The organism is Mangrovimonas futianensis, assembly GCF_021245805.1.
GTDB lineage: Bacteria > Bacteroidota > Bacteroidia > Flavobacteriales > Flavobacteriaceae > Mangrovimonas > Mangrovimonas futianensis.
The window spans coordinates 169,450-190,900 of record NZ_JAJJNF010000003.1; the positions used below are offsets into that span (position 1 = coordinate 169,450).

The following is a 21,451-nucleotide window of genomic DNA, read 5'->3' on the forward strand; positions in this document are numbered from 1 at the left end:
GAGCAAACCAACATTTCATAGTACAAATAAATGTTTATCTTGCGGTATGAATATATTTTACAATAGCTTACTTTATTTCCAGAAACGGGGGTATCATGTATGTCAGCGAATTGCAGATAGATTGGGGATTAGGGCTAAGGTGGTTAGGACTTCCTTTATGTACTTGACATTTGTAACCTTAGGGTTTGGTTTTGCTTTGTATTTGTTCATCGCATTTTGGATGCGTATTAAAGATTTGGTTTATACAAAGCGTTCATCTGTTTTCGATCTATGATTTCCAGAGTAGCTTTTTTTAGAATTTTTAGGTCTAAAATCTACACAGCGATGTTCCTGCTAGCATTATTGGTCGGGACTGGAGTGGTAGGGTTTAAAATTCTGTCTGGTTATTCTTGGATAAACGCCCTTTACATGACGGTCATTACTATGACCACAGTAGGTTTCAGTGAAGTCCAGCCTTTGGATGATGCCTCGAAAATTTTCACCATCATTTTAATTTTAACAAGTGTCATTATTGTGGGTTATGCCATAAGCGTGATTACGGAATACATTTTAAGTAGAAATAACTATGAAGATTTAAAGATCAAAAAGATGCAAAAGGAAATGGAAGCGCTTAATAACCATATTATCATTTGTGGATATGGTCGTAATGGGAGTCAGGCAGCACGAAAATTAAAGGCTTATAAAAAGCAGTTTGTGGTGGTTGAGAGAAATAAGGAACTTTTACAGAAATTGGATGAAGAGAACATTTTGTATGTCAATGGAAATGCCAATGAAGATGATGTATTAAAGGAAGCTGGAATTGAAAGAGCGAGCACATTGATTTCCGCTTTGCCAAATGATGCAGATAATGTATTTGTGGTTCTTTCTGCTAGACAAATAAATAGTAAGTTGACAATTATTAGTAGAGCGTCCCAAGAAACTTCCTATGAAAAGTTGAAATTTGCGGGTGCTAATAACGTAATTTTACCAGACCGAATTGGTGGCGACCATATGGCTTCTTTAGTAGTTATTCCAGATTTAATAGAATTTATAGATAACCTTTCTATTGTAGGAAAGTCCAATATCAATATCGAGGAAGTAGAGGTTGAAAAACTTTATGATACCAGTACTGTAAAAACCATTCGAGATTTAGACCTAAGGAAAAAGACAGGATGTAATGTGATAGGTTTTAAAAGTCCAGAAGGAGAATATATAGTTAATCCAGATGCTGATATTAATCTAGTTCCCAACTCAAAAATTATCGTTTTGGGAAGGCCAGAGCAGATCCAAAAACTCAATTCTGAATTCAACTTGAGCTAAGGGTTTTTAACAACCAATGTTTTAATAACTGCATTTTTTTTTGCATCTTGTCGCCCTTTACAAAAAAGAAATATAAATCTAACTAAAACTTAAAATAGCATGAGAAGATATCTTCTTACAATTTTTACTTTGATTTTACCCCTTATCACCTTTGCCCAAGAATCGGCCTCTGAAAAATTTGATAGAATTTTCAAGGAGTATACTGGCTGGTTTGTTGAAGGTATTTTTTATGAAATTCCCTTTTCTGAAAATTACCAAATTCCATGGGTTTTAATTGTTTTGATAGGTGGTGCCATCTTCTTTACTATTTATTTTAAGTTCATCAACATTACTGGGTTTAGAACGGCTTTACGTGTGGTGCAAGGGAAATATGAGGATATTGAAAAGCATGGTGCCGATACACTATATGGTGATCAAACACCAAATGAAGATCATAATATCATTGAGACCTTACGAGATGATAGTGCCCATGGTGAGGTTTCTCACTTTCAAGCATTAACAGCAGCTCTTTCCGCAACCGTTGGATTGGGTAATATTGCTGGTGTTGCCGTAGCGTTATCCATTGGTGGTCCTGGGGCTACTTTTTGGATGATTGTTGCCGGACTTTTAGGTATGGCTTCTAAGTTTGCTGAATGTACCCTTGGTGTCAAGTATAGAGATGTAGGTGAAGACGGAACAGTCTATGGAGGACCAATGTACTACCTAACAAAAGGATTCAGAGAGAAAGGAATGGGGGGAATAGGAAAAGTGTTGGCTGTTATTTTTGCCATTTTTGTGATTGGAGGCTCTTTTGGAGGAGGTAATATGTTCCAAGCCAATCAAGCGGCAGCGCAGTTTACCAAGTTATTTGAATTTCAAAGTGATAATGCTGGAATGTATTTCGGTATGGTTATGGCGGTTATCGTAGCCGTGGTAATAATAGGTGGTATTAAAAGGATTGCTTCGGTTACTGAGAAAATAGTTCCTTTTATGGCTGGAATTTACGTTTTGGCTTCACTAATTATTTTAGGAGCTAACTACAAGCATATTGGTGATGCTTTCGGATTGATTTTTGAAGGTGCTTTTTCAGGATTAGGAATTGCGGGAGGTTTAGTAGGAGTTATGATTCAAGGTATTAGAAGAGGGGCATTCTCTAATGAAGCAGGCGTTGGTTCTGCTGCAATTGCTCACTCTGCTGTTCGTACCAAATACCCAGCATCTGAAGGAATAGTAGCGTTATTAGAGCCTTTTGTTGATACTGTAGTGATTTGTACTATGACAGCATTGGTAATCATTATCACCAATTATGAAGGCGGATTTATGGAATATGGTGTTCCTATTAAGGAAGGGGTAGAGCTAACAGCAACTGCGTTTGATTCTGTTATCCCGCATTTCTCTATTATTTTGACCATTGCAGTTATTTTATTTGCTTTTTCAACTATGATTTCATGGTCTTATTATGGAATGCAAGGATGGGTATATTTATTCGGAAAAGGAAAAGTAAGTGATCTAGTTTATAAAATACTTTTCTTAATTTTTGTGGTATTAGGTTCCTCAATTAGTTTAGGGGCAGTTATTGATTTTTCAGATGCTATGATTTTTGCCATGGTAGTACCTAATATTATTGGGGTTGTCATTTTATCTCCAATCATTAGCAAAGAATTAAGGAAGTATATGAAGGCTATTAATGTGAAACATGAGGCCTTGGATGAAGGGGCTGAAGATTTGACTAAGCACATGTAATATTTTTAAAAATAAGATATGATGAAATCCCATTTCCTGTTTACAAGAAGACAACGAAATGGGATTTTTTTATTGATCCTTGTGGTGTTGGCTGTTCAGGCAATTTATTATGTGTCAGATTTTACAAAGCCTATTGACTATGGAAATCAAGAGGAGATTGATGCTTTTTTGAAAGAAAGGGATTCTTTGGTTAAGGTTTATGAGGAAAACAGCAAGCCTAAAATTTATCCTTTCAATCCCAATTATATCACGGATTACAAAGGTTATGTGTTAGGAATGAACAATGAAGAAATAGATCGGTTGTTAAAGTATCGAGAGCAAAATAAATGGTTGAATTCTGTTAGCGAATTTCAAAAAGTAACCTTAGTTTCAGATTCCCTGTTAAAAGAAATATCACCCTATTTCAAGTTTCCTGAATGGACTAAAAGCTCTAACAATAAACAAAAGACCAATTCGTTTTCGAACAATAGTAATTACCCTTCAGAAAAAAAGGATTTGAATCTAGCCACTGTTGGTGATTTACAAAAGGTGCGCGGTATTGGGCCAACGCTTTCAGAAAGGATTATAAAATTCCGTACAAAGATAAATGGCTTTGCCGATCAGGTTGAACTGTTTGAGGTTTATGGTCTATCTGCAGAAGTTATTGAGGAAATAGGGAAGCACTTTACCATAAAAACCCCAAGGCATATTGACAAAATAGCCTTAAATTCGGCCTCAGTAAATGAGTTGGTGCAAATCAAGTATATTGATTATGAAATTGCTCATGAAATAATAGAAGAAAGAACCTTGCGAGATGGGTTTAAAAATTTTAATGAATTGTTAAAAATTAAAGATTTTCCGATTGTGAAATTGGAAATAATTAAATTGTATTTGACTTTAGATTAGAAAAACACAAAAAATAAGACTTAGAAATTAATGAACAATTTATATTTTGGAGAGGAACATCATTTATTTAGAGAAAGCCTGAAGGATTTTCTTAAAAAAGAAGTGGTTCCTCATATAGATAAATGGGAAAAGTCAGGAACCGTAGAGAGGTTTATCTGGAAGAAATTTGGTGATATGGGGTATTTGGGGTTAGCATCCCCAGAGGAATACGGCGGATTGAATTTAGACTTTTTCTATACTGTTATTCTACTGGAAGAATTGCAGAAAATAAATTCTGGAGGATTTGCAGCCAATATCTGGGCACATGCCTATTTAGCGATGACACACGTAAATGCTGAAGCGAGTCCGGAGCTAAAGGCAAAATACTTGTCGGGTAGTATTCATGGAGATTTGATTGGATGTCTTTGTATTTCAGAACCTTTTGGAGGTAGTGATGTGGCTGGAATGAGAACGACGGCTGTTCGTGACGGTGATCATTATATCATAAATGGCTCCAAAACCTTTATTACCAACGGTGTTTATAGTGATTATTTGGTAGTTGCAGCAAAAACGAACCCCGATTTGGGTCACAAAGGTATTAGTATCATCTTAATCGATAGAGATACTCCAGGTATTTCAGCAACCAAATTGGATAAATTAGGTTGGCGTGCATCAGATACAGCAGAAATTGCATTTGATAATGTGAAGGTGCCCGTATCCCATCTAATGGGTGAGGAAGGCAAGGGCTTTTCTTATATCATGCAGCATTTTGCATTGGAACGTCTAATTATGGGGATCAATGCACATGCAAGGGCTGAATTTGCTCTGGAATATGCTCTTGATTATATGAATAACAGAAGGGCTTTCGGTAAATCCCTTACTGAGTTTCAGGCGTTGAGACATAAGTTTGTTGACCTATATACTGACATGACCTTCTGTAAAGAGTTTAATTATGGTATTGCTTACAGAATGAATCAAGGAGAGTATGTGGTTAAAGAAGCGACTATGGCTAAATTAAAATCCACCAAAATGGCTGATGAAGTGGCTTACGAATGTATTCAATTTTTAGGTGGATATGGCTATATGGAAGAGTACCCTATGGCTCGCTTGTTTAGAGATAGTAGGTTGGGACCTATTGGCGGAGGAACTGCCGAAATTCTAAAAGAAGTTTTGTCAAAAATGATTATCGATAAGGTAGAATATAAACCTGCTTTAGAACACGCCCCAAAATAATATGAAAAGACTGATTCTCTTTTTGGTGATAGGAATGATAGGGTTTATTGGTCATTCCCAAATTGAAATTAAAAATAAAGTGGTGGATTTCCAGTCCTTTCTTCCATTGGAAAACTGTAGTGTATATGTGAAGAATACGACCATAGGAACTGTGACTAATGAGGATGGTAAGTTTGTTTTATTGATACCAGAAAAGCATCAGACTGATACGTTGATTGTCTCCAATATCGGTTATAAAAGTTATAAAATTCCGGTAAACGAATTTGATGACTCCATGGAAATTATTTTGGAGGAGGATATTGCTTCCTTGAATGAGGTCTTGCTGGTTGCCGATACGAGACCAGAAACAGCAAACGAAATTATTGAAAGAGCGCTAGAGCGCCTTCCGCGTAATTTGCCAGAATCTCCATATCTTCAAAAGGGGTTTATTAGACACAAGGAGAGAAATAAGAGGGAATTTAAATGGCTCATTGAAAGTGCCATTACGTTGTATGATTCCAGTTTTCCATCTGCGGCTAATGAGAACATTAAAATAAATGTAGATCAAGTAAGAAAGAGCTATGATTTAAGAGATGTTGACAGTCTATTGGTGTATACATCATATCTAAAAAATCATGTTAGGAATTTCAAAATGAAATCAAGGAACCTAAAAAGAGACACCATCAGGACATCGTCATTGGTAAAAGCCATTCGCTGGAATGACGGTCGCGTGAATGGATTGGAAAACCTGTTTAGAGGTAAATTGAATTTGGTTCGAAACTCACATGATCCCAAGGCATTGTTCGGTGAAAATATGTTGGAAAGCCACCAGTTTGAATTAGATACTATTTTGGTAGACAATGAAAGAAAGATCTATAAGATTAAAATAGAGGAAGGGAATGATTTTGTAGACCTCCATACCAAAGGCATTTTTAATAACGGGTTTCAAGCTCAAGGTTGGATCTATGTTTACTGGGATAACTATGCTATAAAAAAAATAGAGTATGAATTGGTTGCTGCCTCAGATGCACAAAAAAGTAGAAGTAAAACGCTTTTTGATACTTATGTTAATCACAAGTTGGAATTATCCTATATGGAGTATGACGAAAGGATGTATCTCAATTACATATATTATGAAACACCAAAATTGGTTAATGTAGGCGATAAGTCAAATCAAGACAACGCTAATAATGATGAACGCTATTATTTTACGGTTCAGGAGGTCTTGTTTACAGAGATAGTTGTAGATCCTGAAGAGGTGCAAGAACAAATTGTTGGTAAATCTTGGGATGCCGATATGTTTTCCCCGAAACCTTATGATAAGTCATTTTGGAAAAGTTACAACACCTTATTAGAGAGCGAAGAGGAGGAAAAACTTATAGAAGATTTAACTCAAAAGTACTCCTTATATAAAGAGTAGAAATATAATAATAGCCTTGAATTGTAACTAGTTAGCGGTCAACGCTAAAAAAAATATTTTTTTTGTTGTGCAACTAGATTTAGTTAGTATATTTGCGCACCGAAATGACTAAAAGAGAGGAGGTGATGTTTCTATGTTAATTATACCAGTAAAAGAAGGAGAAAATATCGATAGAGCTTTAAAGCGTTACAAACGAAAGTTTGATAGAACTGGAGTTAAACGTGCGTTGCAAGAACGTAAGCAGTTTACTAAACCTTCTGTAGAGAAAAGATCTCAAGTACAAAAAGCTCAGTATATTCAAAGATTGAGAGATCAAGAGAATATCTAATTTGAGTGAAATAATATTTAAAAATCCCGTAAGTTACTTGCGGGATTTTTTATTTCATTAAAGATAGTTGGAAAGAATTTAGTATATTTAATGTTACCTAAAACCCAACTAAATGTCTTTTAAATTCTTTTTGGACTACCTACTTCTGGAAAAGAATTATTCCAAAAACACCGTTGATGCTTATCATAGGGATTTAAATAGTTTCTTAGAATTTATTGAAAAAGAATTCCAAACAACAGAAATTTCAGGTATTCATTATTCTCAAATTAGGAGTTGGATTGTTTTTATGGTTGAAAGTGGTATTTCGAATAGAAGTGTCAACCGCAAAATTTCTGCATTAAATACCTATTACAAGTTTTTAATGAAGGTTGGGGATTTAGAAGTGAATCCATTGGCCAAACACAAAGCTTTAAAAATAAGTAAAAAAATTCAAGTTCCTTTTTCAGAAAAGGAGGTGGGAGTTGTGCTAGATGATTTTGAGTTTGGGGATGATTTTGAAAGCTTAAGGGATAAATTGATGATTGAGCTGTTTTATTCTACTGGAATAAGAAGAATTGAACTGATTAATATTAAATTACGTGACATAGATACCTCCAATCAACTTCTTAAGGTTTTAGGGAAAAGAAATAAAGAGCGCTTTGTACCATTGTTACCTTCAGTTTTAACTAGCTTAAAAAATTATTTGGAGGAAAGAAATAGCTTGGTGCAGATCATCGATAAAGAGATGTTATTTTTAACCAAAAAAGGCGTTAAAGTATATGAAAATCTTGTTTACCGAATCATAAATGAGTATTTTAGTTTAGCATCCTCTAAGGTGAAAAAGAGTCCGCATATTTTGAGGCATTCGTTTGCGACGCACTTATTGAACCAGGGTGCCGATTTGAACTCAGTAAAAGAATTATTAGGGCATTCTAGTTTGGCAGCTACTCAAGTGTACACCCATAATAGTATTGCCGAACTTAAAAAAGTTTATCTAGATGCCCACCCTAGAAACCAAAATTAAATCAAATAGCCTTTTTGTCTAACTAAAAACAATGTAGTATGAAAGTAAACACGCAATCAGTCAACTTTTCTGCCGACAGAAAATTGATAGACTTTATCCAAAAGCGTATGAACAAGTTAGATTTGTTTTATGATCGGGTGATTCAATCCGATGTTTTTCTAAAGGTCGCTAACACTAGTGACAAAGCCAACAAAATATTTGAGGCAAAAATAAGTGTACCCGGTGATAGTCTGGTAGTTAAAAAACAATGTAAGACCTTTGAAGAGGGAGCAGATATGGCTGTAGCCTCTTTAGAAAGACAGTTAAAAAGAAGAAAAGAAAAATTAAGACCACATTTATGAGAAAATTTTTCAAAAAATGTTTTGAATAAGAAAATAAATATATACATTTGCAGTCCGTTAGAAATAGCGGGCTTTTTTTTAGATAAAAAAGCAGTGAAAAGCCTCCATAGCTCAGCTGGCTAGAGCAGCTGATTTGTAATCAGCAGGTCGTGGGTTCGAGTCCCTCTGGAGGCTCATAAGTTCTTTAAAAAATATAGAAAATAAGGTAATGGGGAGATACTCAAGCGGCCAACGAGGACAGACTGTAAATCTGTTGTTTTTTAACTTCGCAGGTTCGAATCCTGCTCTCCCCACATTTTAAATTTCAATTGGCTTTTGAAACGTTTGTTTTCCTGTAAAGCACAGATTGAAAAAACTGAATTCGGGTTTACCCCGAGCTGAATGAAAAACTGAGGTTTTTTATTCTAAAATCAGGCGGGAGTAGCTCAGTTGGTAGAGCGTCAGCCTTCCAAGCTGAATGTCGCCGGTTCGAACCCGGTCTCCCGCTCTTTTTTAAAGCCGGTGTAGCTCAGGGGTAGAGCGTTTCCTTGGTAAGGAAGAGGTCACGGGTTCAAATCCCGTCATTGGCTCTATCTGTTTTAACAGGAAAAAGGACACTAATATTATTATATAACTAAGATTAAATTTATTAAAAATGGCAAAGGAAACTTTTGATCGTTCCAAACCCCACTTAAATATTGGTACAATTGGACACGTTGATCACGGTAAAACAACTTTGACAGCTGCTATTACTACTGTATTAGCTAACGCTGGTTTATCTGAACTGAGAAGCTTCGATTCAATCGATAACGCTCCAGAAGAAAAAGAAAGAGGTATTACTATTAATACATCTCACGTAGAATATCAAACAGCTAACCGTCACTATGCTCACGTTGACTGTCCAGGTCACGCGGATTACGTAAAGAACATGGTAACTGGTGCGGCTCAAATGGATGGTGCTATCTTAGTGGTAGCTGCTACAGATGGTCCTATGCCGCAAACTCGTGAGCACATCCTATTAGGACGTCAGGTAGGTATTCCTCGTATGGTTGTTTTCTTGAACAAAGTGGACATGGTTGATGACGAAGAATTATTAGAGCTTGTTGAAATGGAAGTTAGAGATTTATTGAACTTCTATGAGTATGATGGAGATAACGGACCTGTAATTTCTGGTTCTGCTTTAGGTGCTCTTAATGGTGAGCAAAAATGGGTTGACACTGTAATGGAATTGATGGATGCAGTTGATAACTGGATCGAAGAGCCAATGCGTGAAGTTGACAAGCCATTCTTGATGCCTATCGAAGATGTATTCTCTATTACTGGTCGTGGTACTGTTGCTACTGGTCGTATTGAGACTGGTGTTGCTAACACTGGAGATCCAGTTGAGATCATTGGTATGGGAGCTGAAAAATTGACTTCTACTATCACAGGGGTTGAGATGTTCCGTAAAATCTTAGATAGAGGTGAAGCTGGTGATAACGTTGGTATCTTATTAAGAGGTATCGAGAAAACTGATATCCGTCGTGGTATGGTTATCTGTAAGCCAGGTTCTATTACTCCTCACGCTAAATTTAAAGCAGAGGTTTATATCCTTAAAAAAGAAGAAGGTGGACGTCACACGCCATTCCACAACAACTACCGTCCTCAGTTCTACGTACGTACAACTGACGTAACCGGTAACATTGTTTTACCAGAAGGTGTTGAAATGGTAATGCCAGGTGATAACTTAACTATTACTGTTGACTTGATTCAACCAATTGCATTAAACCAAGGTTTACGTTTTGCTATCCGTGAAGGAGGTAGAACAGTTGGAGCTGGTCAGGTAACTGAAATTTTAGACTAATTTAGTTAATAAATATAGAGTTAAGGTATTCCGAAATATCGGAATGCCTTGACTTGTATTTACGGGTTTAGCTCAGTTGGTAGAGCACTGGTCTCCAAAACCAGGTGTCGGGAGTTCGAGTCTCTCAACCCGTGCAAATAGATATTATAATGGCTGGAATTGTAAACTATATAAAAGAATCATTTGAAGAATTGAAAAACCACGTGACTTGGCCAGCTTGGCCTGAGGCACAAAGTTTAACTATACTAGTAGCAGTATTCTCTGTAATTTTTGCCTTGGCAACTTGGGGAGTAGATACTGTTTTTGGTAAAGTTGTGGGTTACTACTTTAAATTGATTAACGGTTAATATACGATTATGTCTGAAGTGAGCGAGAAAAAATGGTACGTAGTCAGAGCCGTTAGTGGTCAAGAGAATAAGATTAAAAACTATATCGAGAATGAAATAGCTCGATTAGGTTTAGATGATTATGTTGATCAGGTTTTGGTTCCTACGGAAAAGGTGGTTCAGATACGTAACGGTAAGAAAATAAACAAAGAGAAGGTTTATTTTCCGGGTTACATAATGATTCAAGCCAATTTAACTGGTGAAATTCCACATATCATCAAATCTGTAACCAATGTTATCGGATTTTTAGGTGAAACTAAGGGAGGTGATCCAGTGCCGTTAAGACAGTCTGAGGTGAATAGAATGTTAGGTAAGGTTGATGAATTATCAGTAGAAGCAGATTCTAATGTGATGATTCCTTACAAAGTTGGTGAGACTGTAAAGGTAATTGATGGACCATTCAATGGATTTGATGGTACTATTGAGAAAATTAACGAGGAAAAGCGTAAGCTTGAGGTAATGGTGAAGATCTTTGGAAGAAAGACACCATTGGAATTAAGTTATATGCAGGTAGAAAAAGTATAATAGTTGTTACATTATAGATAGGTGCAGTTCTTTTGCTTCCAACTTAAAGAAATGCATCGCTTTTAAATTTTATTTTAAAAATGGCAAAAGAGTTAAGTAAAGTAGTTAAACTACAAGTTAGGGGAGGTGCTGCGAATCCGTCGCCACCGGTTGGACCCGCTTTAGGTGCCGCTGGAGTTAACATCATGGAGTTCTGTAAGCAATTTAATGCTAGAACCCAAGACAAACCAGGTAAAGTATTGCCTGTTGTTATCTCGGTTTATAAGGACAAGTCTTTTGACTTTGTTGTTAAAACCCCTCCGGCAGCTGTACAATTATTAGAAGCGGCCAAGGTGAAGAAGGGTTCAGGAGAACCTCATATTAAAAAAGTAGCTAAAGTTTCTTGGGATCAGATAAGAACCATTGCTGAAGACAAAATGCAAGATTTAAATGCATTTACTATCGATTCTGCTATGAGAATGGTAGCCGGTACAGCCAGATCAATGGGAATATCTGTAAAAGGAGGCGAAGCCCCTAAGTAATCTAAAAATTTATTAAATGGGAAGATTAACTAGAAAGCAAAAAGAGGCTTTAGCGAAAATAGAAAAAGGAAGACTTTATTCTGTTGCTGAAGCATCAGCATTAGTAAAAGAAATTACCAATACCAAATTTGATGCCTCTGTGGATATTGCTGTACGTTTGGGAGTAGATCCTAGAAAAGCAAATCAAATGGTTAGAGGGGTTGTAACCCTTCCACATGGTACTGGTAAAGACGTGAAAGTTTTAGCATTGGTAACTCCAGACAAAGAAGCAGAAGCTAAAGAAGCTGGAGCAGATTACGTTGGATTGGACGAATACCTTGATAAAATCAAAGGTGGATGGACAGACGTTGACGTTATCATCACTATGCCAGCTGTAATGGGTAAATTAGGTCCATTAGGTCGTATATTAGGACCTCGTGGTTTAATGCCAAACCCTAAGACTGGTACAGTAACCATGGATGTTGCTAAAGCAGTAAGCGATGTAAAGGCAGGTAAAATTGACTTCAAAGTTGATAAAACTGGTATCGTTCATGCATCTATCGGAAAGGCATCATTTAGCCCAGATAAGATTGCAGGAAACGCAAACGAATTAATACATACATTAATCAAACTTAAACCAACTGCAGCAAAAGGAACTTATGTGAAAAGCATTCACATGTCTAGCACTATGAGTCCTAGTGTAGCTGTAGATCCAAAAGTCGGTTAAGTAGTTAAATAAATTCATTATGACAAGAGAAGAAAAATCACAAGTAATTGAAGAATTAACTGCACAGTTAGCCGATAACCCTAATATCTATTTAGCAGATATTTCTGGTTTGGATGCAGATAGCACTTCTAATTTACGTCGTGCTTGCTTTAAAGCTAACATCAAGCTTGCAGTTGTTAAAAATACCTTGTTATCCAAGGCAATGGAAGCTTCAGAAAAAGACTTTGGTGACCTTCCTTCTATTTTGAAAGGAAACACTTCTGTTATGTATTCTGAAACTGGTAATGGTCCAGCCAAAGTAATCAAAAACTTCCGTAAAAAATCAGACAAACCTTTATTAAAAGGAGCGTTTATTGAGGAAGCAATTTACATTGGTGATGAACAACTTGACGCTTTAGTTAATATCAAGTCTAAAGAAGAAGTTATTGCAGACATCATTGCATTGTTACAATCTCCTGCGAAGAACGTTGTTTCAGCGCTTCAATCTGGAGGAGGAAAATTAGCAGGTATTTTGAAAACGTTATCCGAGAAAGAAGGATAATATTTGATAAGTACGCACTTTTTACAACAAATAAATTAATTACATTTTAAAACGATAGAAAAAATGGCAGATTTAAAAGATTTCGCAGAACAATTAGTTAACTTAACAGTAAAAGAAGTAAACGAGTTAGCTGATATCTTAAAAGAAGAATATGGTATCGAGCCTGCAGCTGCTGCTGTGGCTGTAGCTGGTCCAGCCGCTGGTGGTGGAGATGCTGCTGCTGAAGAAAAAACTGAATTTGATGTTATTCTTAAAGCAGCTGGTGCTTCTAAATTAGCAGTAGTTAAATTGGTTAAAGAATTAACTGGTTTAGGATTAAAAGAAGCTAAAGAATTAGTTGATAACGCACCTAGCCCAATCAAAGAGGGTATTGCTAAAGACGAAGCTGAAGGCTTAAAATCTTCTTTAGAAGAAGCTGGAGCAGAAGTTGAGCTTAAATAAGCTTAAACGCTCAAACTTATAAAGGTTTAGGCCTAAAGTTTATACACTTTTAGGCCTAGACCATTTTGCGTATATAAATGCACCGTACGCACACCTTTTTATTTTTTAATCAAAATTCCGTCCATTGATGTTAGCAAAACAAGCTGAAAGAACAAACTTCTCTTCTATTATCAATAGAACTGAGTACCCCGATTTCTTGGACATTCAGATTCAATCCTTCCAGGATTTCTTCCAGTTGGAAACTAAATCAGAAGAGAGAGGGAAAGAAGGTCTTTATAACACCTTCATGGAAAATTTCCCTATAACTGACACACGTAATCAATTTGTTTTAGAATTTTTAGATTACTTTATTGACCCTCCTAGATATACCATCGAGGAATGTATTGAAAGAGGACTTACCTATAGTGTTCCTTTAAAAGCTAGACTTAAGCTTTATTGTACAGACCCAGAACATGAGGACTTCGAAACCATCGTTCAGGATGTATATTTAGGAACCATACCATACATGACTCCAAGCGGTACGTTTGTTATCAATGGTGCTGAACGTGTTGTTGTATCCCAATTGCACCGTTCACCAGGAGTTTTCTTTGGACAATCTTTCCATGCAAATGGAACCAAATTATATTCTGCTAGAGTTATTCCATTCAAGGGTTCTTGGATAGAATTCGCTACAGATATCAACAGTGTAATGTATGCTTACATTGACCGTAAGAAAAAGTTACCTGTTACCACTCTTTTCAGAGCTATTGGATTTGAAAGAGATAAAGACATTCTTGAAATTTTTGACCTTGCTGAAGAAGTTAAGGTTTCAAAAGCAGGATTGAAAAAAGTTATTGGCCGTAAATTGGCTGCTCGTGTACTTAATACATGGCATGAGGATTTCGTTGATGAGGATACAGGAGAAGTAGTTTCTATTGAAAGAAACGAAATCATTTTAGATCGTGATACCGTATTGGACAAGGATAATATTGAAGAAATCCTTGAGACTAGTGTAAAAACGATCTTATTGCACAAGGAAAATGCACAACAAGGTGATTATGCTATTATCCATAACACCTTGCAAAAAGACCCTACAAACTCTGAGAAAGAGGCAGTAGAGCACATCTACCGTCAATTGCGTAATGCAGAACCGCCAGATGAGGAAACGGCTCGTGGTATCATTGATAAATTATTCTTCAGTGATCAACGTTATTCATTAGGTGAAGTAGGGCGTTATAGAATGAATAAAAAATTAGGTCTTGATATCGGAATGGATAAGCAAGTGCTTACCAAAGAAGACATCATTACCATTATTAAATATTTAATTGAGTTAATCAACTCAAAAGCTGAAATCGATGATATCGATCACTTATCAAATCGTCGTGTACGTACAGTAGGTGAGCAATTATCATCTCAGTTTGGTGTTGGTTTAGCTCGTATGGCTCGTACCATTCGTGAGCGTATGAACGTTCGTGATAATGAGGTGTTTACTCCTATCGATTTGATCAATGCTAAGACATTATCATCTGTAATCAACTCATTCTTTGGTACCAACCAGTTATCTCAGTTCATGGATCAAACGAACCCATTGGCTGAGATCACTCACAAACGTCGTCTATCTGCTTTAGGACCTGGAGGTTTATCAAGAGAAAGAGCTGGATTTGAGGTTCGTGACGTTCACTATACACACTACGGACGTTTATGTCCAATTGAAACACCAGAAGGACCGAATATTGGTTTGATTTCTTCTCTTTCAGTTTACGCAAAAGTAAACTCGATGGGATTCATTGAAACGCCTTATCGTCCTGTTGTAGATGGTGTTGTTGATATTAAGGGAGAACCAATCTATCTAAGTGCCGAAGAGGAAGAAGAAAAATTGATTGCTCAGGCAACCGTAAAAGTTGATGACGCTGGAAAGGTATTGAATGATAAGGTTATTGCTAGAATGGAAGGTGACTTCCCTGTTGTTGAACCAGATAAAGTTCATTACACAGACGTTGCGCCAAACCAAGTAGCTTCTATTTCAGCTTCATTAATTCCTTTCTTGGAACATGATGATGCGAACCGTGCTTTGATGGGATCTAACATGATGCGTCAGGCTGTACCATTGTTACGTCCTGATTCTCCAATTGTTGGTACTGGTCTTGAAAGACAAGTAGCGAAAGATTCAAGAGTATTGATTAATGCTGAAGGAGAAGGAGTTGTTGAATATGTTGATGCTAGAGAAATTACTATTCGTTACGATAGAACTGAGGATGAAGCCAAAGTTAGTTTTGATGCTGAAACCAAAACCTATCCGTTAGTTAAATTCAGAAAAACCAACCAAGGTACTTCTATTAACTTGAAACCGATTGTTAGAAAAGGTGATAAAGTTTCTAAAGGACAAGTACTTTGTGAAGGTTATGCAACTCAAACTGGAGAATTAGCGCTAGGTAGAAACATGAAAGTAGCATTCATGCCTTGGAAAGGGTATAACTTTGAGGATGCAATTGTGATTTCTGAAAAAGTAGTAAGAGAAGACATCTTTACTTCTATTCATATTGATGAGTACTCATTGGAAGTTCGTGATACCAAATTAGGTAATGAAGAATTGACAAATGATATTCCTAACGTTTCAGAAGAGGCTACTAAAGACCTTGATGAAAACGGTATGATTAGAGTAGGTGCTGAAGTAAAACCTGGAGATATTTTGATAGGTAAGATTACACCTAAAGGAGAATCTGACCCAACTCCAGAAGAAAAATTATTGAGAGCTATCTTCGGTGATAAGGCTGGTGATGTTAAAGATGCCTCTTTAAAAGCTTCTCCTTCATTGAATGGTGTTGTTATCGATAAAAAATTATTTGCTCGTGCTATCAAAGATAAGCGCAAACGTGCAAAAGATAAGGAGGATATCGCCCAACTTGAAGCAGCTTACACTAGTAAATTTGATGAGTTAAAGGATAACTTGGTAGATAAATTATTCGCTATTGTGAATGGTAAAACTGCTCAAGGTATCTTTAATGATCTAGGTGAAGAAGTATTGCCAAAAGGTAAAAAATATACCTTGAAAATGTTACATGCTGTTGATGATTACACGCATTTAACTTCAGGTTCTTGGACTACTGATGATTATACAAACAAATTGGTTGCTGATTTAATTCACAACTACAAAATCAAGGAAAACGACTTACAAGGTTCTTTAAGACGTGAGAAGTTTACCATTTCTGTAGGAGATGAATTGCCAGCAGGGATCATCAAACTAGCTAAAGTTTACATTGCTAAAAAACGTAAACTGAAAGTAGGGGATAAGATGGCAGGTCGTCACGGTAACAAAGGTATTGTTGCCCGTATCGTAAGAGAAGAAGATATGCCATTCCTTGAAGATGGAACACCAGTTGATATCGTGTTAAACCCACTAGGGGTACCATCTCGTATGAACATTGGTCAGATTTATGAAACGGTTCTTGGATGGGCTGGTCAAAAGTTAGGGAAGAAATTTGCTACTCCTATTTTTGACGGTGCTACTCTAGACCAGATCAATGAGTTTACTGATGAAGCTGGAATCCCAAGATTTGGACATACTTACTTATATGACGGTGGAACAGGTGATCGTTTTGACCAACCTGCAACTGTTGGTGTTATCTACATGTTGAAATTAGGTCACATGGTTGATGATAAGATGCACGCCCGTTCTATTGGTCCTTACTCATTGATTACGCAACAACCTTTAGGTGGTAAAGCACAATTTGGAGGTCAGCGTTTTGGTGAGATGGAGGTTTGGGCTCTTGAAGCTTATGGTGCTTCAAGTACTCTAAGAGAAATCTTGACCGTTAAATCTGATGACGTTATAGGAAGAGCTAAAACATACGAAAGTATTGTTAAAGGTGAGCCTATGCCAGAACCTGGATTACCAGAGTCTTTCAACGTATTGATGCATGAATTGAAAGGTCTTGGACTAGACATTAGATTAGAGGAATAATATATCGTTCACCACCAATTTTTTGGTGGTGAACATTAGTTTACAATTAATTCGATAGTACCATATATTATGGCAAGAAAACAAGATAAGAATACAGTACAGAGATTTAATAAAATCTCTATTGGTTTGGCTTCTCCTGAATCTATTTTAGCAGAATCTAGAGGTGAAGTTCTAAAGCCAGAAACTATTAATTATCGAACTCACAAACCAGAGCGTGATGGTTTGTTCTGTGAGCGTATTTTTGGTCCTGTTAAGGATTACGAATGTGCTTGTGGAAAATATAAGCGTATCAGATATAAAGGAATTATTTGCGACAGATGTGGTGTTGAAGTGACTGAGAAGAAGGTTCGTCGTGATCGCGTTGGGCATATTAACCTAGTTGTTCCTGTAGCACATATTTGGTATTTCCGTTCTTTACCAAACAAAATTGGTTATTTATTAGGATTGCCTTCCAAAAAGTTGGATATGATTATTTACTACGAAAGATACGTAGTTATCCAACCTGGTATTGCTAAAAATGCAGAAGGAGAACCTTTACAAAAAATGGATTTCTTAACGGAGGAAGAATATCTAAATATTTTAGAATCGATTCCACAAGAAAATCAATACTTAGAAGATACAGATCCAAACAAGTTCATCGCCAAAATGGGTGCTGAATGTTTGATTGAATTGTTAGAAAGAATTGACCTTGATGGCTTATCATATGAATTAAGACATAAGGCTAATAATGAAACTTCTAAGCAACGTAAAACAGAAGCTTTAAAGCGTTTGCAAGTTGTTGAAGCGTTACGTGAATCTAACGAAAACAGGGAAAACCGTCCAGAATGGATGATTATGAAGGTGATTCCAGTTATTCCACCAGAGTTACGTCCGTTAGTGCCATTAGATGGTGGTCGTTTTGCAACTTCAGATTTAAATGACTTATACCGTCGTGTAATCATCCGTAACAATCGTTTGAAGCGTTTGGTAGAAATCAAGGCTCCAGAAGTGATTTTGCGTAATGAGAAGCGTATGTTACAAGAGTCTGTGGATTCATTATTTGATAACACTCGTAAGTCTTCTGCTGTTAAAACAGATTCAAATAGACCCCTTAAATCTTTATCAGACTCGCTTAAAGGTAAGCAAGGACGTTTCCGTCAAAACTTATTAGGTAAGCGTGTTGACTATTCTGCTCGTTCTGTAATTGTTGTAGGACCAGAATTGAAATTGTATGAGTGTGGTTTACCAAAAGATATGGCGGCTGAACTTTACAAACCTTTTGTAATCCGTAAATTGATTGAAAGAGGTATTGTAAAAACCGTTAAGTCTGCTAAGAAAATTATAGATAGAAGAGAGCCTGTGGTTTGGGATATTTTGGATAATGTCATTAAAGGACATCCAGTATTACTAAACCGTGCTCCTACATTACACCGTTTAGGTATTCAAGCTTTCCAGCCTAAATTAATTGAAGGTAAGGCTATCCAGTTGCACCCATTGGTAACTACGGCTTTTAATGCCGACTTTGATGGGGATCAAATGGCAGTTCACTTACCATTAGGACCAGAAGCTATTTTGGAAGCTCAATTATTAATGTTGGCTTCTCACAATATCTTGAATCCAGCAAACGGATCTCCTGTAGCGGTTCCTTCTCAGGACATGGTACTTGGTCTTTATTATATGACCAAAGAGCGTCGTTCTACTGATGAAGTTAAAATCAAAGGTGAAGGATTGACCTTCTATTCTCCTGAAGAAGTAGTAATTGCTTATAATGAGAAGCGTGTTAACTTGAATGCTGCAATTAAAGTAAGAACCTTTGATTTCAATGAAGAAGGAAAAATTGCACTTCAAATTATAGAAACTACCGTAGGACGTGTATTGTTTAACCAAACAGTTCCACATTCTGCAGGATATATCAATGAGGTTTTAACTAAAAAATCTTTAAGAAATATTATCGGTAGAATCTTGAAAGTTACTAGTGTTCCTGAAACAGCTGATTTCTTGGATGAAATCAAAGAATTAGGATATCGTTTCGCTTTCCAAGGTGGATTATCATTTAGTTTAGGAGATATTATCATCCCTGCTGAGAAGCAAAGCATGATTGACCGTGCCAATACACAAGTTGACGGTATCATGATGAACTATAACATGGGATTGATTACCAATAATGAGCGTTATAACCAGGTGATTGATATTTGGACTTCTACCAATGCTGAATTGACTGAATTGTCAATGAAACGTATTAGAGAAGATCAACAAGGATTCAACTCGGTATATATGATGCTTGACTCTGGTGCAAGGGGATCTAAAGAACAGATTCGTCAGTTAACTGGTATGCGTGGTTTGATGGCTAAGCCTAAAAAATCAACTGCTGGTGGTGGTGAAATTATTGAAAACCCGATTCTTTCTAACTTTAAGGAAGGTCTTTCAATTCTTGAATACTTTATCTCTACCCACGGTGCTCGTAAAGGTCTTGCGGATACGGCTCTTAAAACGGCAGATGCTGGTTACTTAACCCGTCGTTTGGTGGATGTGTCTCAGGATGTTATTATCAACACTGAGGATTGTGGTACGTTAAGAGGAGTAGAGGTTTCTGCACTTAAGAAAAATGATGAGATTGTTGAGTCATTATCTGACAGATTAATTGGACGTATTTCATTGAATGATGTATACGATCCGTTAACTGATGAGTTATTGGTTTCTTCAGGTGACCTAATTGATGAGAAAATTGCCAAGGCTATTGAAAACTCTCCATTAGAGTCGATTGAAGCACGTTCTCCATTAACATGTGAGGCACAACAAGGTATCTGTTCTAAATGTTATGGTAGCAATTTAGCTACTGGTAAGATGGTTCAAAGAGGTGAGGCTGTTGGTGTTGTTGCAGCACAGTCCATTGGTGAGCCTGGTACTCAGTTAACACTTCGTACGTTCCACGTAGGAGGTATTGCAGGTAACATTTCAGAAGAAAATAAATTGATCGTTAAGTTTGATGGTGTTGCTGAAATCGATGACCTTAAAACTGTTAAGGGAGAAGATAATGAAGGTAATGAAGTAGATATCGTTATCTCTAGAACATCAGAACTTAAACTTGTTGATAAGAAAACAGGAATTGTTTTAAGTACAAACAACATTCCTTATGGTTCTAGCATCTTTATTAAAGATGGTCAAGATCTTAAGAAAGGAGATGTAGTATGTCAATGGGATCCATATAACGGGGTAATTATCTCTGAGTTTGCTGGTAAGGTGAAATATGAAAACATCGAACAAGGTGTGACATATCAAGTTGAAATCGATGAGCAAACAGGATTCCAAGAAAAAGTAATTTCTGAATCTAGAAATAAAAAGTTAATCCCTACACTTCATATCGAAGATTCTAAGGGAGAAACTATTAGATCTTACAACCTACCGGTTGGCGCTCACTTGATGATTAATGATGGAGAGAAGATTAAAGTAGGTAAAATCTTGGTTAAGATACCTCGTAAATCTGCTAAGGCAGGGGATATTACGGGAGGTTTACCACGTGTAACAGAATTGTTTGAAGCACGTAATCCTTCTAACCCAGCAGTAGTAAGTGAAATTGATGGTGTTGTTTCTTTCGGAAAAATCAAGAGAGGTAACCGTGAAATTATCGTTGAGTCCAAATTAGGAGAAATTAAGAAGTACTTAGTTAAACTATCAAATCAAATCTTGGTACAAGAGAATGACTTTGTGAAAGCTGGTATGCCATTGTCTGATGGATCAATTACTCCAGATGATATCTTAAATATCAAAGGACCATCTGCTGTACAACAGTACTTAGTGAACGAAGTTCAAGAAGTATACCGTTTACAAGGGGTGAAGATTAATGATAAGCACTTTGAGGTTATTGTAAGACAAATGATGCGTAAGGTACAAATCATTGATTCTGGTGATACCACGTTCTTAGAAGATCAATTAGCTCATAAATCTGATTTCATTAACGAAAATGACAAGATTTTCGGAATGAAGGTTGTTGAAGATGCTGGTGATTCTGATAACTTGAAGCCAGGTCAAATTCTTACTCCAAGAGAATTGAGAGATGAGAACTCTATTTTACGTAGAGAAGATAAGAATCTGGTTGTAGCTAGAGACGCTAGACCAGCTACAGCTTCTCCGATTTTACAAGGTATTACAAGAGCGTCACTACAAACTAAGTCATTTATCTCTGCAGCTTCCTTCCAGGAAACTACTAAAGTTCTTAACGAAGCAGCTGTAAATGGAAAAGTAGACTATCTTGAAGGACTAAAAGAAAATGTTATTGTAGGTCACAGAATTCCAGCTGGTACTGGTATGAGAACCTATGACAATATAATAGTTGGTTCTAAAGAGGAGTTTGAAGAGATGATGCAAGCCAAACAAGAAGTAAATTATAACTAAAAAGAATTC

18 protein-coding genes and 5 tRNA genes are annotated in these 21,451 nt (G+C 36.6%); all 23 read left to right on the top strand.

From position 1 onward, the window contains the following. Positions 1 to 46 precede the first annotated feature (46 nt). The 23 genes from LOK78_RS06070 (at position 47) to rpoC (ending at position 21,442) form a co-directional block, all read left to right on the top strand. Positions 47 to 274 carry a PspC domain-containing protein gene (locus tag LOK78_RS06070; RefSeq protein ID WP_082316613.1) on the top strand — a complete coding sequence of 76 codons (228 nt, stop codon included), beginning with the start codon at positions 47 to 49 and terminating at the stop codon, positions 272 to 274. A gap of 50 nt (positions 275 to 324) precedes the next feature. Next, the gene (locus LOK78_RS06075) at positions 325 to 1,299 is read left to right on the top strand and encodes a potassium channel family protein (RefSeq protein ID WP_231628687.1); all 975 of its coding nucleotides are present in this window, start codon (positions 325 to 327) and stop codon (positions 1,297 to 1,299) included. 99 nt (positions 1,300 to 1,398) lie between these two features. Then, complete coding sequence (locus LOK78_RS06080; protein WP_232634334.1) at positions 1,399 to 3,021, top strand: alanine/glycine:cation symporter family protein; 1,623 nt, start codon at positions 1,399 to 1,401, stop codon at positions 3,019 to 3,021. An 18-nt stretch (positions 3,022 to 3,039) separates the two neighbouring features. Then, positions 3,040 to 3,906, top strand: a complete 867-nt coding sequence (locus LOK78_RS06085; RefSeq protein ID WP_232634335.1) for a ComEA family DNA-binding protein — start codon at positions 3,040 to 3,042, stop codon at positions 3,904 to 3,906. A gap of 30 nt (positions 3,907 to 3,936) precedes the next feature. Further along, complete coding sequence (locus tag LOK78_RS06090; RefSeq protein WP_232634336.1) at positions 3,937 to 5,118, top strand: acyl-CoA dehydrogenase family protein; 1,182 nt, start codon at positions 3,937 to 3,939, stop codon at positions 5,116 to 5,118. 1 nt (position 5,119) lies between these two features. Continuing rightward, positions 5,120 to 6,517 (top strand): carboxypeptidase-like regulatory domain-containing protein, encoded by a 1,398-nt coding sequence (locus LOK78_RS06095; protein WP_232634337.1) that lies wholly within the window; start codon positions 5,120 to 5,122, stop codon positions 6,515 to 6,517. 133 nt (positions 6,518 to 6,650) lie between these two features. After that, positions 6,651 to 6,845, top strand: a complete 195-nt coding sequence (gene rpsU, locus LOK78_RS06100) for a 30S ribosomal protein S21 (RefSeq protein ID WP_053972357.1) — start codon at positions 6,651 to 6,653, stop codon at positions 6,843 to 6,845. 112 nt (positions 6,846 to 6,957) lie between these two features. Continuing rightward, complete coding sequence (locus tag LOK78_RS06105; RefSeq protein WP_232634338.1) at positions 6,958 to 7,848, top strand: tyrosine-type recombinase/integrase; 891 nt, start codon at positions 6,958 to 6,960, stop codon at positions 7,846 to 7,848. A gap of 38 nt (positions 7,849 to 7,886) precedes the next feature. Beyond that, complete coding sequence (hpf, locus tag LOK78_RS06110; RefSeq protein ID WP_053972359.1) at positions 7,887 to 8,189, top strand: ribosome hibernation-promoting factor, HPF/YfiA family; 303 nt, start codon at positions 7,887 to 7,889, stop codon at positions 8,187 to 8,189. A gap of 100 nt (positions 8,190 to 8,289) precedes the next feature. Further along, positions 8,290 to 8,363 (top strand) — tRNA-Thr (locus LOK78_RS06115). Between the two features lie 36 nt (positions 8,364 to 8,399). Further along, positions 8,400 to 8,482, top strand: a tRNA-Tyr gene (locus LOK78_RS06120). 121 nt (positions 8,483 to 8,603) lie between these two features. After that, positions 8,604 to 8,676: transfer RNA gene (locus tag LOK78_RS06125), tRNA-Gly, on the top strand. 10 nt (positions 8,677 to 8,686) lie between these two features. Then, a tRNA-Thr gene (locus LOK78_RS06130) sits at positions 8,687 to 8,758 on the top strand. Positions 8,759 to 8,823: 65 nt separating this feature from the next. Continuing rightward, positions 8,824 to 10,011: an elongation factor Tu gene (gene tuf / locus LOK78_RS06135; protein ID WP_232634339.1), complete on the top strand. Its 1,188-nt coding sequence runs from the start codon at positions 8,824 to 8,826 to the stop codon at positions 10,009 to 10,011. A gap of 61 nt (positions 10,012 to 10,072) precedes the next feature. After that, positions 10,073 to 10,145, top strand: a tRNA-Trp gene (locus LOK78_RS06140). Between the two features lie 15 nt (positions 10,146 to 10,160). Then, positions 10,161 to 10,358, top strand: a complete 198-nt coding sequence (secE, locus tag LOK78_RS06145) for a preprotein translocase subunit SecE (RefSeq protein ID WP_166959380.1) — start codon at positions 10,161 to 10,163, stop codon at positions 10,356 to 10,358. A gap of 9 nt (positions 10,359 to 10,367) precedes the next feature. Further along, positions 10,368 to 10,922: a transcription termination/antitermination protein NusG gene (gene nusG / locus LOK78_RS06150; RefSeq protein ID WP_053972361.1), complete on the top strand. Its 555-nt coding sequence runs from the start codon at positions 10,368 to 10,370 to the stop codon at positions 10,920 to 10,922. An 80-nt stretch (positions 10,923 to 11,002) separates the two neighbouring features. Continuing rightward, positions 11,003 to 11,443, top strand: a complete 441-nt coding sequence (gene rplK / locus LOK78_RS06155) for a 50S ribosomal protein L11 (RefSeq protein WP_053972362.1) — start codon at positions 11,003 to 11,005, stop codon at positions 11,441 to 11,443. Between the two features lie 16 nt (positions 11,444 to 11,459). Then, positions 11,460 to 12,149, top strand: a complete 690-nt coding sequence (rplA, locus tag LOK78_RS06160; RefSeq protein WP_053972363.1) for a 50S ribosomal protein L1 — start codon at positions 11,460 to 11,462, stop codon at positions 12,147 to 12,149. A gap of 19 nt (positions 12,150 to 12,168) precedes the next feature. Then, a complete protein-coding gene (gene rplJ, locus LOK78_RS06165; protein ID WP_053972364.1) occupies positions 12,169 to 12,690 on the top strand; it encodes a 50S ribosomal protein L10 in 522 nt (173 codons plus the stop codon). A gap of 63 nt (positions 12,691 to 12,753) precedes the next feature. Further along, on the top strand, positions 12,754 to 13,131 hold the full coding sequence (gene rplL / locus LOK78_RS06170; RefSeq protein WP_053972365.1) for a 50S ribosomal protein L7/L12: 378 nt from the start codon (positions 12,754 to 12,756) through the stop codon (positions 13,129 to 13,131). Positions 13,132 to 13,258: 127 nt separating this feature from the next. Beyond that, positions 13,259 to 17,071, top strand: coding sequence for a DNA-directed RNA polymerase subunit beta (rpoB, locus tag LOK78_RS06175; protein ID WP_053972366.1), 3,813 nt, complete (start codon positions 13,259 to 13,261; stop codon positions 17,069 to 17,071). Positions 17,072 to 17,140: 69 nt separating this feature from the next. Beyond that, positions 17,141 to 21,442: a DNA-directed RNA polymerase subunit beta' gene (rpoC, locus tag LOK78_RS06180; protein ID WP_166959383.1), complete on the top strand. Its 4,302-nt coding sequence runs from the start codon at positions 17,141 to 17,143 to the stop codon at positions 21,440 to 21,442. Positions 21,443 to 21,451: the final 9 nt, after the last annotated feature.

What these genes read in the sequence shown, in the direction of transcription:
- nusG (WP_053972361.1), top strand. Translation starts at nt 10,368, where the DNA reads ATGTCTGAAGTGAGCGAGAAAAAATGGTACGTAGTCAGAGCCGTTAGT.
- rpoB (WP_053972366.1), top strand. Translation starts at nt 13,259, where the DNA reads ATGTTAGCAAAACAAGCTGAAAGAACAAACTTCTCTTCTATTATCAAT.
- LOK78_RS06075 (WP_231628687.1), top strand. Translation starts at nt 325, where the DNA reads ATGTTCCTGCTAGCATTATTGGTCGGGACTGGAGTGGTAGGGTTTAAA.
- rpsU (WP_053972357.1), top strand. Translation starts at nt 6,651, where the DNA reads ATGTTAATTATACCAGTAAAAGAAGGAGAAAATATCGATAGAGCTTTA.
- rplJ (WP_053972364.1), top strand. Translation starts at nt 12,169, where the DNA reads ATGACAAGAGAAGAAAAATCACAAGTAATTGAAGAATTAACTGCACAG.
- LOK78_RS06095 (WP_232634337.1), top strand. Translation starts at nt 5,120, where the DNA reads ATGAAAAGACTGATTCTCTTTTTGGTGATAGGAATGATAGGGTTTATT.
- LOK78_RS06085 (WP_232634335.1), top strand. Translation starts at nt 3,040, where the DNA reads ATGATGAAATCCCATTTCCTGTTTACAAGAAGACAACGAAATGGGATT.
- LOK78_RS06080 (WP_232634334.1), top strand. Translation starts at nt 1,399, where the DNA reads ATGAGAAGATATCTTCTTACAATTTTTACTTTGATTTTACCCCTTATC.
- LOK78_RS06090 (WP_232634336.1), top strand. Translation starts at nt 3,937, where the DNA reads ATGAACAATTTATATTTTGGAGAGGAACATCATTTATTTAGAGAAAGC.
- rplL (WP_053972365.1), top strand. Translation starts at nt 12,754, where the DNA reads ATGGCAGATTTAAAAGATTTCGCAGAACAATTAGTTAACTTAACAGTA.
- rpoC (WP_166959383.1), top strand. Translation starts at nt 17,141, where the DNA reads ATGGCAAGAAAACAAGATAAGAATACAGTACAGAGATTTAATAAAATC.
- tuf (WP_232634339.1), top strand. Translation starts at nt 8,824, where the DNA reads ATGGCAAAGGAAACTTTTGATCGTTCCAAACCCCACTTAAATATTGGT.
- LOK78_RS06105 (WP_232634338.1), top strand. Translation starts at nt 6,958, where the DNA reads ATGTCTTTTAAATTCTTTTTGGACTACCTACTTCTGGAAAAGAATTAT.
- secE (WP_166959380.1), top strand. Translation starts at nt 10,161, where the DNA reads ATGGCTGGAATTGTAAACTATATAAAAGAATCATTTGAAGAATTGAAA.
- rplK (WP_053972362.1), top strand. Translation starts at nt 11,003, where the DNA reads ATGGCAAAAGAGTTAAGTAAAGTAGTTAAACTACAAGTTAGGGGAGGT.
- hpf (WP_053972359.1), top strand. Translation starts at nt 7,887, where the DNA reads ATGAAAGTAAACACGCAATCAGTCAACTTTTCTGCCGACAGAAAATTG.
- LOK78_RS06070 (WP_082316613.1), top strand. Translation starts at nt 47, where the DNA reads ATGAATATATTTTACAATAGCTTACTTTATTTCCAGAAACGGGGGTAT.
- rplA (WP_053972363.1), top strand. Translation starts at nt 11,460, where the DNA reads ATGGGAAGATTAACTAGAAAGCAAAAAGAGGCTTTAGCGAAAATAGAA.